Origin of the sequence: Kluyvera genomosp. 3 (assembly GCF_011765685.1) — a bacterium.
GTDB lineage: Bacteria > Pseudomonadota > Gammaproteobacteria > Enterobacterales > Enterobacteriaceae > Kluyvera > Kluyvera georgiana_A.
Map to the genome: position 1 here is coordinate 4286889 of NZ_CP050321.1, position 11537 is coordinate 4298425.

Sequence of the window (11537 nt, forward strand, 5' to 3'; positions counted from 1 at the left end):
GCAATAGACTCGTAATACTTCGAGCTATCTGTGTATCGACTGCAAACAGCTCCCCTCTATTCAGGCCGCCGCCCCAGAAGATGCTGTTGTATATTTATCATGCAGTACAAATCTTCCAGCCCCATAATAGCCCCATCCCTGGCCGCGAAAAGGGTCGGCTCTATCGCATTTTGACCTACAATACAAATCATTTATGCTCACAATAACTCAATTTCCTGTCGTAGCAAATATGCAGACGTGCAGAGATCTGTACCCATCGGTAACAATGGCAGTTAGCGGTATCTATTTTGTGGATTCTAAACGGGAACGGATAAACACGCACAAGGAGGTGAGTCGGTGATTAACATAAAAAAGCCTGGGCGCGAAAACCCAGGCTACAAATAAAACGGAGAATCAGTCGTCAATTAACGGGTTAAATCGTCAAAGAACTTTTTCACGCCGTCAAAGAAGCTTTTCGAACGCGGACTGTTGTTTTCACCGGTTGGGCCGCCGAAGCTTTCCTGCAGGTCTTTCAACAACTGCTTCTGCTTCTCGTTCAGACCGACCGGGGTTTCTACCACCACGCGACACAGCAGGTCGCCCTGCGCGCCGCCGCGAACGGACTTCACGCCCTTGCCGCGCATGCGGAACAGTTTGCCGGTTTGCGTTTCACCCGGAATTTTCAGCTTCACGCGACCGTCGAGCGTCGGCACTTCAATCTCACCGCCCAGCGCCGCCATGGAGAAGTTGATCGGCACTTCGCAGTACAGGTTATTACCTTCACGCTCAAAGATAGCGTGCTGTTTCACCTGTACCTGAACGTACAGATCGCCTGCCGGTGCGCCGTGCTCGCCGGCTTCGCCTTCACCGCTCAGGCGAATACGATCGCCGGTGTCCACGCCTGCCGGAATTTTAACAGACAGGGTTTTAGTCTTCTCAACGCGACCGTGACCGTGACATTTGTTGCACGGATCTTTAATCAGCGTACCACGGCCCTGACAGTGCGGACAGGTCTGCTGTACGGCGAAGAAGCCCTGGCGCATCTGCACCTGGCCGGAACCGTGACAGGTTGGACAGGTTTGAGGCTGTGAACCCGCCTTCGCGCCGCTGCCGTGGCAGACATCGCACTCTTCCAGCGTCGGGATGCGGATCTCTTTGGTCACACCGCGAACCGCTTCTTCCAGCGTCAGATCCATGTTGTAGCGCAGGTCTGCGCCACGAGATGCGCGCTGGCGACCGCGACCACCGCCGAAGATATCGCCGAATACGTCACCAAAGATATCGCTGAAGTCCGCGCCGCCGCCGAAACCACCGGCTCCGCCGCCCATACCGCCCTGTTCAAAGGCCGCATGGCCATACTGATCGTAGGCCGCACGCTTTTGCGCGTCGGTCAGGATTTCGTACGCTTCTTTGATCTCTTTAAACTTGGCTTCGGCCTCTTTATCACCCTGGTTGCGGTCCGGGTGGTATTTCATGGCCAGGCGTTTGTACGCCTTTTTGATTTCGCGCTCTTCCGCTGTTTTGGAGACGCCCAAAATCTCGTAATAGTCTTGCTTTGCCATTGGTATTGTTCAGCCCCTTAACATGCGAGCACGGGCGGAGAGGAAACCTCTTCGCCCGTGCCGATTAATTACCCTGCATCAGGGCGATTATTTTTTGTCTTTCACTTCTTCGAACTCTGCGTCAACAACATCGTCGTCTTTCGCATTGTTCGCGGAAGCATCAGCGCCTGCTGCGCCAGCCTGCTGCTGTGCGTGCTGCTGCTGAGCGATTTCCATCAGTTTCTGGGAAACCTGCGCCAGCGCCTGCATTTTCGCTTCGATGTCCGCTTTGTCTTCGCCTTTCAGAGACGTTTCCAGCGCGGTCAGCGCAGACTCGATAGCGGTTTTGTCGTCAGCCGGCAGCTGCTCGCCTGCTTCTTCAACCTGCTTACGAGTGCTGTGCAGCAGATGGTCGCCCTGGTTACGGGTCTGAACCAGCTCTTCGAACTTACGGTCAGATTCTGCGTTCGCTTCTGCATCGCGAACCATCTTCTGAATTTCTTCCTCGTTCAGACCGGAAGATGCCTTGATGGTGATCTTCTGCTCTTTACCGCTGTTTTTGTCTTTCGCGGAAACGTGCAGGATACCGTCAGCATCGATATCGAAGGTGACTTCGATCTGCGGCATGCCGCGCGGTGCCGGGCTGATACCGTCCAGGTTGAACTGACCCAGTGATTTGTTATCGGATGCACGTTTACGCTCACCCTGAATCACGTGGATGGTTACCGCAGACTGGTTGTCTTCAGCGGTAGAGAACACCTGGCTGTGCTTAGTTGGGATGGTGGTGTTTTTGTTGATGAGCGCAGTCATCACACCGCCCATGGTTTCGATACCCAGAGACAGCGGGGTAACGTCCAGCAGCAGCACGTCTTTTACTTCACCGGTCAGAACGCCGCCCTGAACCGCTGCGCCGATAGCAACAGCTTCGTCCGGGTTAACGTCTTTACGCGGCTCTTTACCGAAGAACTCAGCAACTTTCTTCTGCACCATAGGCATACGAGTCTGACCACCGACCAGGATAACGTCCTGGATATCGGATACGGACAAGCCAGCATCCTGCAGCGCAACTTTCAGCGGCTCGATAGAACGGTTCACCAGGTCTTCCACCAGGCTTTCCAGTTTCGCACGGGTCACTTTGATGTTCATGTGTTTCGGACCGGTCGCGTCTGCGGTGATGTACGGCAGGTTCACGTCGGTCTGCTGAGCGGAAGACAGTTCGATCTTCGCTTTCTCAGCGGCTTCTTTCAGGCGCTGCATCGCCAGCGGGTCGTTACGCAGGTCGATGCCCTGATCTTTCTTAAACTCGTCAACGAGGTAGTTGATCAGGCGGGTATCGAAGTCTTCACCACCCAGGTGGGTATCACCGTTGGTTGCCAGAACTTCAAAGGTTTTTTCGCCATCAACTTCGTCGATTTCGATAATAGAGATATCGAAAGTACCACCACCGAGGTCGTAAACCGCGATAGTACGGTTGCCGACTTCTTTATCCAGACCATAAGCCAGCGCGGCTGCGGTTGGTTCGTTGATGATACGTTTGACTTCCAGACCTGCGATACGGCCAGCATCTTTGGTTGCCTGACGCTGAGCATCGTTGAAGTAAGCAGGTACGGTGATAACCGCTTCAGTTACCGGCTCACCCAGGTAATCTTCAGCCGTTTTCTTCATTTTTTTCAGCACTTCAGCAGAGATCTGCGGCGGTGCAGTTTTGGTGCCTTTCACATCAAGCCATGCGTCGCCATTGTCTGCGGCAACGATTTTGTACGGCATGATAGAAACGTCACGCTGAACTTCTTCATCCTGGAAGCGGCGACCAATCAGGCGTTTAATCGCAAACAGGGTGTTTTGCGGGTTTGTCACTGCCTGACGTTTAGCCGGCTGACCAACCAGAGTTTCACCATCCTGGGTATAAGCAATGATAGAAGGCGTGGTGCGGTCGCCTTCGGCGTTCTCCAGAACGCGAGCGGTAGTGCCATCCATAATCGCTACACAAGAGTTGGTAGTACCCAGGTCGATACCAATAATTTTACCCATCTAAACGTCTCCACTAAAAATTCAGTCAACATGTGGTTGTGAATCTGTAATAAGGGCGAAACCTACGGTTTCAACTGCCCTGAATCGTTTTTTTTCAGACTCACTCACTGCGGTTGACTACAAGATGGGGTCGCAACGTCATCCATCAAGGGGCAAAATTAAAAATTTTTCATTCAGTGCGGTTTTATTTCCGACGCTTCGCTAAACGCATTCACGGTACAAATATAAAAACATCAATTTATTCAGTTAATTGCTGTCATAAGTTGTCATAATTCAGCGCTGAAAACCGAACCGACGAGGAATAAAATTTACCGCAGCATTTTGCTCACTAAAATGGCCCCTCCGGTAAGGAATACAATGAAAACCCTTTTAAACGTCTCAGTCAGTCTGGCGTTTGGTCTGCTGCTGGCCAGTTCCGCCTACGCCAACGACCACAAAACGCTGGGCGTTATCGCCCTGCCCCGCAACGAAACTAACGATCTCACCCTGAAGCTCCCGGTATGTCGAGTCGTGAAGCGCATCAAACTCAGCGTGGATCGCGGCGACGCACAGCTGAGCGGCGCTTCGGTGTACTTTAAGGCCGCCCGCAGCAGCAGCCAAAGCCTCAACGTTCCATCTTCACTCAAAGAAGGCCAGACGACGGACTGGATCAACTTCAACAGCGACAATGACAACAAACGCTGCGTGTCCAAAATCAGTTTCTCAGGCCATACCGTCAACTCTTCCGACATGGCATCGCTGAAAATCATCGGCGACGATTAATCTTGCTCCGCTAACATAAGTCACGAACGTAAATGAAAGTCTCCTATCTGAACGATGAAGATCTCGTGTTCCTCCAGCACTGTAGCGAAGAACAGCTTGCGCGCTTAGCTGTGCTGATGACCCACAATGAAAAAGGCAAACGTCGCCTGTCGAGCGCGCTGCTGCACAATGAGCTGTACATGTCGATGGAGGGCCATCCGGAGCAGCACCGTCGCAACTGGCAGTTGATCGCCGGCGAGTTTCAGCACTTTGGCGGCGATAGCATCGCCAACCAGATCCGCGGCCACGGCAAGCTGTACCGTGAAATCCTGCGCGATGTCGCCAAACGTCTGGGGCTGAAAGCCGACAAAACGATGCCGACCGCGGCCATTGAGAAACAGCTGCTGGAACAGTTTGTTCGCCATGCGTGGAAGCGGATGAACGACGAACAGAAAGCCCGCTTTCATGCGGCAATCCAGCTGAAGGTCATGGAAGTGGAAGCTTTGCTGCCGCAGCTTATCGATCACCATCGTCTGGATCACGGCATTGAACACCTGCTGGACAGCCAGCTCAGCCATATTTTGCATAAACATGCCGCCGTCAGCGTCATCGGCCACGGTTTGATGCGCGGCGCCGGTCTTGGCGGCCCAGTTGGCGCCGCGGTAAACGGGGTGAAAGCCGTCAGCGGTAGCGCCTATCGCGTCACCATTCCTGCTGTGCTGCGCATTGCCTGCCTGCGTCGAATGATTGCCCGCGCGGCGTTACAACGTGCCGGATGAGTTAAAGGGGGAAAATAGTTCATTTTCCCCTGATCAGATCATAGACAGCCCGTTTACTCCTGATTATGATGCCGCGCCCCCAGCAGTGGGGAGATTATTTCACCATTCAATGATGATTTGAGGAATTATGGGCAACACTAAGTTGGCTAACCCGGCACCGCTGGGCCTGATGGGCTTCGGCATGACCACCATTCTGCTTAACCTGCATAACGCCGGTTTCTTCGCCTTTGACGGCATTATTCTCGCTATGGGTATTTTTTACGGCGGTATCGCGCAGATTTTCGCGGGCCTGCTGGAATACAAGAAAGGGAATACTTTCGGTCTGACCGCTTTCACCTCTTACGGCTCTTTCTGGCTGACTCTGGTCGCCATTCTGCTGCTGCCGAAGATGGGTCTGTCCGACGCACCTAACGCGCAGTTCCTCGGCGCTTACCTGGGCCTGTGGGGCGTGTTCACGCTGTTCATGTTCTTCGGTACCCTGAAAGCCGCACGCATGCTGCAGTTCGTGTTCCTGAGCCTGACCGTGCTGTTCGCGCTGCTGGCGATTGGCAACATCAACGGCAACGAAGCAATTATTCACGTAGCGGGTTGGGTTGGCCTGGTTTGTGGCGCGAGCGCTATTTACCTGGCAATGGGTGAAGTGCTGAACGAACAGTTCGGTCGCACCGTACTGCCGATTGGTGAAAAACACTGATCCTCGCCTCATCCTGAAAAACGCCGGGCCTGTCCGGCGTTTTTTTTACCCATAAACTACCGATACTGGGATTATCGCTTCCTGATAATTTGCGCTATTTTCAATAACTTCTCATGATAAAAAGGATTATTGATGATGCGCCTCACCTCAGCTTGCCCCTTGATTCTGGCCTGTGGAGCCTTGATGCCCGTTGGTGCCAGTGCGCTACCAACGCCTGAAGTCAGAAGCGTTGACTGGGATAAGGAAAATACCGTACGCGTCGGGGATAGCATCAATACCGTGTATCGGATTACGATGTCAGAGGGATCACGTAATCATCTTTGGTTAAACGTTGATTGCCAAACCCATGAAAAAACGCTGCTGTATATGAACCTGCACACGGTAACCGGGAGCAATATCCGCGCCTACGGCGGTAACTCTTTCGCCCGCTATATTCCCGGCGTCCCTTTCGAGCCCGATGCCGATAGCCTGCTCAGCACCAACCCTGCACTCGATGTCTGCAAACAAAACGTCGCGCCGCCTCGTTGGGTAGGACTCACTGCCGCAGATAAGAACGGCGACCAGCCGTTTATCGACCTGAATAACAGCCATCGCGAAGGCAATATGCTCAATCTGCGCGTAGGCACGGATTACGCTCAGGTTCATCGCGAAAAGAAATATGACGCGCCCTACGACTTTAAAATCAGCCAGATGCAGGTTAATTGCGATAACCAGCAGGCGCGCATTGAACGAACGTTCTCTCTGAATGCCAACGTTGTGACTGACAACACCACAACCACGGATTCCGCCTTCACTTCCCTCCCCGCCACGCTTACCGCCCCCGTGAAGAAACTGTGTGCTCTACAGGATCTCAACGCGTTTACCGGCAGCGGCGCGTGGGTAGCCCGGCAGAAAACCGAAGCTGATGCGCCGCTGGCGATCCCCGATTTCGAGCACAACGATCCTGCGGCCTTAGGCCGTTACCCGCTTCCCGAAACGGTAAGCAAGACAGCAGCGCAGGTACTGAAAAACGGGAGTAACGCGCCTGTGTTTTCCAGCCTCACCTATACGCCGGTGTGGCCTGGCGACAGCGATATTAAGGGCAAAACGCGCATCGACAGGCTGCCGGACGGCAGTACCCTCACGCTTGATACGCTGATACTCAAAGGGGTGACGTTCTATAGCCAGTACCATCGGTTATTCAATATCGTTGATCTGAAACAGTGGGATTCGATGAAAAATAGCCCGTTCATCGCCCAGACGCTGGAAACCAACTTTAGCGTGACGCCGGAGGCTGGCCAGCCGTACCACTGGCATGCGGTACTGCAAGATGATACCGCCCCGGAGGGAAGCAAATCGAAGCGTCAGGATTGTCGTGTGGAAGGCCCGTGGCGCGATGCCTCAACGCTGAACAAGGCTTTCCCTGGGCGCTATATCGAACTTATCTGTACCGACGATCGGGGCGATGGCAGAGCAATGAGCAGCGATTACGCCTGGCTGGAAAATTTGCGCGTCTTCATTCGCATCGGTTATCAGGAAGCGGGGCAGAAAAAACGGTTTACCTTTAAAGACGTCACCATTATTCGCTAGCACACGCGACGCCGGGGTCGACGCCGCGTGGTGTCGGCTTACGCCTTGGCAGGGGCGCTGCTTACTGCGGGTATCTCTTTACGCAGCCAGATGCCGAGCCCAAGGCCAATCAACGACAGCGCCAGCACATACCAGGCTGGCGCCATCGGCGAAACGCCCATCAACATGGTGACGGCAATCGGCGTCAGGCCGCCAAAAATGGCGTAAGAGACATTGTAGGAGAAGGAAATACCACTAAAGCGCACCTCCGCCGGGAAGGCGCGCACCATCACGTAAGGCACGGCGCCAACCACGCCAACGCACAGACCTACCAGCCCGTACAACAGGAACAGTTGCTCAGGATGCGTTCCCGCGAGGTGATAGAAGAACCAGCTTGAGCAGGCCAGTAAAATACTGCCAACAATAAACGTCTTGCTCGCGCCGACACGATCGACGATTAACCCTGCCAGCAGGCAGCCAACGCACAGCATCACCGTCGCCACGCTATTAGCCTGTAACGTCAGCGCGGGGGCATAACCGTACTGCTTTTGCAGCCACACCGGTGACATCAGAATCACCACGACAATACCTGCGGAGAGCAGCCAGGTCAGCAGCATCGAAACCACCACCGCCTGCTTATGCTTGAGCACCACCGACTTGATCGGCAGTTCTTGCGCCAGCGCTTTGCGCTGCTGCATTTCGAGAAAAACAGGCGTCTCCTGCAACCAGCGTCGCAGGTACATTGCCACCAGGCCAAACGCGCCGCCCAGCAGGAATGGAATTCGCCAGCCGCCGTCGTGGATCGCCTGCACGGTAAGCTGCGTGTTAATGAGCGTTGCCACCACGGAGCCCAGCAGGATCCCCACCGTCAGCCCTGCCGTCAGCGTGCCGCAGGCGATACCAATGCGCCGCGCCGGGACGTGCTCGGCCACGAACACCCACGCCCCCGGGACTTCACCGCCAATCGCGGCCCCTTGCAAAATACGCATCAACAGCAGCAGCAACGGCGCCACCAGCCCGGCGGTGGCATACGTCGGCAGCAGGCCAATCGCCAGCGTCGGCACCGCCATTAGCAGGATGCTGAGGGTAAACATTTTTTTGCGCCCGACCAGATCGCCGAAGTGCGCCATAATGATGCCACCCAGCGGGCGAGCCAGATAGCCAGCCGCAAAGATGCCGAAAGTTTGTACCTGGCGCAGCCATTCAGGGATATCTGCCGGGAAGAAAAGCTCCCCGACCACGGCGGCAAAGAAGACGAAGATGATGAAATCATAAAACTCCAGCGCGCCGCCCAGGGCGGCCAGCGTCAGCGTTTTATAATCTTGTCGATTCAGAGGTCGGGTGTAATGTGACATAACAAACCATTCGCAAAGTTGAGCTGTTGATATAAGTTTACGATTTGTGTAAAGCAAAAATGACTATACCGTAAACCCTATCGCACTCCAGAGGAATGATAGGTTATGTCAGAAAAGCATCACATTCAGGATAAAGTCTCGCGACGCGCGCTCTTAGGACGAAATGCTGCTACAACGTGCGGATGGGTCTCAATATAGGGCCCTTCCAGCAACTGTACACAATACGGTACACTTGCAAAGATACCGTTCACCAGCACCTTACCTTCCGCATCTTTAACCCCTTCCAGCGTCTCCTGAATGGCCTTCGGCTGCCCTGGAAGATTGAGAATCAACGCCTGTTTACGAATCACGCCCACCTGACGAGAGAGGATCGCCGTCGGCACAAAGTGCAGGCTCACCTGACGCATCTGCTCGCCAAAACCCGGCATCACGCGGTCGGCAATCGCCAGCGTGGCATCCGGCGTCACATCGCGACGCGCCGGGCCGGTACCGCCGGTGGTCAGCACCAGGTGGCAGCTCATCTCATCAACCAACTCACACAGGGTTTGCTCGATAATGGTTTGCTCATCGGGGATCAGTCGGGTTTCGATTTCAAATGGCGTCGCCAGTGCGCTGCCCAACCACTCTTCAAGCGCCGGCAGGCCTTTGTCCTGGTAAACACCGCTGGAGGCGCGGTCAGAGATAGAAACTAAGCCAATGCGTAAAGTGTTCATGATTATTCCGTTAAAACTGTACTGTTGAGCAGAATGATACACGTGAATGGTCGGTAATACTAAGACACCGGAGGGGTAATCTCCTGCCGTTTCCCGAGGCTCGCCGCAAAATCAGCCTGGCGATTGATAATTTGCTATCGAGAAAATAACCGTGGTGGCAGACTCCGCCCACACGCTTCCACGGAGGGCCAGACATGCGAAAAAACAGGACACCCACGCCGCATGATTTAGTGTTTAAAACGTTTCTCTCGACGATGGAAACCGCGCGCGATTTTATCGCAATCCATCTTCCTCCTGCGCTTTTACAGCTGTGCGACCTACAAACATTGCAGCTAGAGTCTGGAAGCTTTATCGAAGAAGACTTACATCCCTATTTCAGCGATATGCTGTACTCGCTTAAAACCGCTTGCGGTGACGGCTACATCCACGTGTTAATAGAGCATCAGAGTTCACCAGACAGACATATGGCCTTTCGTCTGATGCGCTATGCGATTGCCGCTATGCAGCGACATCTGGAGGCGGGTCACAACGCGCTGCCCCTGGTGATCCCCATTTTGTTTTATCAGGGCCGAAGAAGCCCTTACCCCAATTCAATGAACTGGCTGGATGAATTCAGCGACCCGGTGGTTGCTGGGCGTATTTATAGCCAAAATTTCCCGCTGGTTGATATCACGGTTATCCCCGATGATGAAATCATGCGCCACCGGAGTATGGCGGCGCTGACTTTAATTCAAAAGCACATTCGCCAGCGCGATCTCACCCGGCTTCTCGATAAGCTCGACATCCTGTTAACCCGCAATCACATCAGCGGACAACAGGTGATTGCACTGGTAAACTATATGCTTCAGGCGGGAGAGGCTCAGGATGCCCGCACATTGCTGTACGAAATGGCGCAGCGTGCGCCTCAGTATGGAGACGAACTGATGACGTTAGCAGAGCAGTTAAAGCAGGAAGGCCGCAACGAAGGAATACAGCAGGGGATGCAACAAGGTATCCAAACCGGGGAACGCGAAGCGTCGCGTAAAATAGCGCGGGCGATGCTCGAAAAAGGTATCCCGGCAGCCGATATCATTGAAATGACCGGCGTAAGCGCCGAAGAGCTCCCCTCACTACAGCATTAAAAAAACAGCCCGCTCTCGGCAAAGAGAAGCGGGCTGTTGCGTTACGGCCTGACAAGATTACAGCAGGTCGCCGATCATTTTTTCCAGTTTTTCCTGGTCAATCGCAAACTTACGGATACCTTCCGCCAGTTTGTCTACCGCCATCGGATCCTGGTTGTGTTGCCACAGGAACTCAGACTCGGTGATGCGGCTCGGACGCGCTTTCACTTCACCGGTGAAGGTCAGTTTACGCTCCAGCGGGCCTTCGCTTTCTGCCAGCTCTTTCAGCAGTGCAGGTGCGATGGTCAGGCGGTCGCAGCCGGCCAGCTCAAGGATTTCGCCGATGTTACGGAAGCTTGCGCCCATCACTACGGTTTCATAGCCGTGCTCTTTGTAGTACTGGTAGATTTCGCTCACGGAAACCACACCCGGATCTTCCGCAGGCGCGTATTCTTTCTTGTCAGTATTGGCTTTGTACCAATCCAGAATACGACCAACAAACGGGGAGATCAGGTATACGCCCGCTTCCGCACAAGCACGCGCCTGAGCGAAGGAGAACAGCAGGGTCAGGTTACAGTTGATACCGTCTTTTTCCAACTGCTCCGCCGCGCGGATGCCCTGCCAGGTAGAAGCCAGTTTGATCAGAATGCGATCGTTGCTGATGCCAGCATCGTTGTACATTTTGATCAGACGTTTGGCTTTAGCGATGGACGCTTCGGTGTCATAGGAGAGACGCGCGTCAACTTCGGTAGAAATACGGCCCGGGACCAGTTTCAGGATTTCCAGACCGATGTTGACGGCCAGTTTGTCGGTAGCATCTACAACCTGCTGCGCACGGTCGCTGCTCTGGCTACGCGCCCACGTTACCGCATCGTCAATCAGTTTACGGTACTCAGGAATCTGTGCTGCGCCCAGAATCAGGGAAGGGTTGGTTGTCGCATCCTGAGGCTGATACAGCTTCATTGCTGCGATGTCTCCGGTGTCAGCCACTACGGTTGTGTACTGACGCAGAGATGTCAATTTATCCGTCATGATAGTGTTTCTCTTTAAACAGCT

General features: G+C 54.1%; 10 protein-coding genes. 5 read left to right on the forward strand and 5 right to left on the reverse strand.

Features of this window, described 5'->3' with window-relative positions; genetic code table 11:
- Positions 1 to 404: 404 nt before the first annotated feature.
- Both dnaJ and dnaK read right to left on the reverse strand, forming a co-directional pair.
- Entirely contained in the window at positions 405 to 1541 is a 1137-nt protein-coding gene (dnaJ, locus tag GY169_RS20040) for a molecular chaperone DnaJ (RefSeq protein WP_163449292.1), read from the reverse strand.
- A gap of 87 nt (positions 1542 to 1628) precedes the next feature.
- Positions 1629 to 3551, reverse strand: a complete 1923-nt coding sequence (gene dnaK, locus GY169_RS20045; protein WP_064547267.1) for a molecular chaperone DnaK — start codon at positions 3549 to 3551, stop codon at positions 1629 to 1631.
- 357 nt (positions 3552 to 3908) lie between these two features.
- On the opposite strand from dnaK, the gene GY169_RS20050 reads away from it, so the two are divergent.
- The 4 genes from GY169_RS20050 to GY169_RS20065 all read left to right on the forward strand — a co-directional run bounded on the left by GY169_RS20050 (position 3909) and on the right by GY169_RS20065 (position 7334).
- The gene (locus tag GY169_RS20050) at positions 3909 to 4313 is read left to right on the forward strand and encodes a DUF2541 family protein (protein ID WP_167576885.1); all 405 of its coding nucleotides are present in this window, start codon (positions 3909 to 3911) and stop codon (positions 4311 to 4313) included.
- 32 nt (positions 4314 to 4345) lie between these two features.
- On the forward strand, positions 4346 to 5071 hold the full coding sequence (gene msyB / locus GY169_RS20055; RefSeq protein WP_167576887.1) for an acidic protein MsyB: 726 nt from the start codon (positions 4346 to 4348) through the stop codon (positions 5069 to 5071).
- Between the two features lie 127 nt (positions 5072 to 5198).
- A complete protein-coding gene (satP, locus tag GY169_RS20060) occupies positions 5199 to 5765 on the forward strand; it encodes an acetate uptake transporter (RefSeq protein WP_163449296.1) in 567 nt (188 codons plus the stop codon).
- Between the two features lie 183 nt (positions 5766 to 5948).
- Positions 5949 to 7334 carry a hypothetical protein gene (locus GY169_RS20065; protein ID WP_167576889.1) on the forward strand — a complete coding sequence of 462 codons (1386 nt, stop codon included), beginning with the start codon at positions 5949 to 5951 and terminating at the stop codon, positions 7332 to 7334.
- A gap of 38 nt (positions 7335 to 7372) precedes the next feature.
- On the opposite strand, the gene GY169_RS20070 is transcribed toward GY169_RS20065, so the two are convergent.
- Positions 7373 to 8668: an MFS transporter gene (locus tag GY169_RS20070; RefSeq protein ID WP_167576891.1), complete on the reverse strand. Its 1296-nt coding sequence runs from the start codon at positions 8666 to 8668 to the stop codon at positions 7373 to 7375.
- A 125-nt stretch (positions 8669 to 8793) separates the two neighbouring features.
- Complete coding sequence (mog, locus tag GY169_RS20075; protein ID WP_167576893.1) at positions 8794 to 9381, reverse strand: molybdopterin adenylyltransferase; 588 nt, start codon at positions 9379 to 9381, stop codon at positions 8794 to 8796.
- A 194-nt stretch (positions 9382 to 9575) separates the two neighbouring features.
- Between mog and GY169_RS20080 the strand changes: the two genes are divergently transcribed.
- Positions 9576 to 10502, forward strand: coding sequence for an Rpn family recombination-promoting nuclease/putative transposase (locus GY169_RS20080; protein WP_167576895.1), 927 nt, complete (start codon positions 9576 to 9578; stop codon positions 10500 to 10502).
- A gap of 57 nt (positions 10503 to 10559) precedes the next feature.
- Here GY169_RS20080 and tal read toward each other — a convergent pair whose 3' ends face one another.
- Entirely contained in the window at positions 10560 to 11513 is a 954-nt protein-coding gene (gene tal, locus GY169_RS20085; protein WP_163449301.1) for a transaldolase, read from the reverse strand.
- Positions 11514 to 11537 lie beyond the last annotated feature (24 nt).

Bases quoted from the DNA above. Each gene is read 5' to 3' on its own strand.
- GY169_RS20065 (WP_167576889.1), top strand. From the start codon at position 5,949: ATGCCCGTTGGTGCCAGTGCGCTACCAACGCCTGAAGTCAGAAGCGTT.
- GY169_RS20080 (WP_167576895.1), top strand. From the start codon at position 9,576: ATGCGAAAAAACAGGACACCCACGCCGCATGATTTAGTGTTTAAAACG.
- GY169_RS20050 (WP_167576885.1), top strand. From the start codon at position 3,909: ATGAAAACCCTTTTAAACGTCTCAGTCAGTCTGGCGTTTGGTCTGCTG.
- mog (WP_167576893.1), bottom strand. From the start codon at position 9,381: ATGAACACTTTACGCATTGGCTTAGTTTCTATCTCTGACCGCGCCTCC.
- dnaJ (WP_163449292.1), bottom strand. From the start codon at position 1,541: ATGGCAAAGCAAGACTATTACGAGATTTTGGGCGTCTCCAAAACAGCG.
- tal (WP_163449301.1), bottom strand. From the start codon at position 11,513: ATGACGGATAAATTGACATCTCTGCGTCAGTACACAACCGTAGTGGCT.
- GY169_RS20070 (WP_167576891.1), bottom strand. From the start codon at position 8,668: ATGTCACATTACACCCGACCTCTGAATCGACAAGATTATAAAACGCTG.
- msyB (WP_167576887.1), top strand. From the start codon at position 4,346: ATGAAAGTCTCCTATCTGAACGATGAAGATCTCGTGTTCCTCCAGCAC.
- satP (WP_163449296.1), top strand. From the start codon at position 5,199: ATGGGCAACACTAAGTTGGCTAACCCGGCACCGCTGGGCCTGATGGGC.
- dnaK (WP_064547267.1), bottom strand. From the start codon at position 3,551: ATGGGTAAAATTATTGGTATCGACCTGGGTACTACCAACTCTTGTGTA.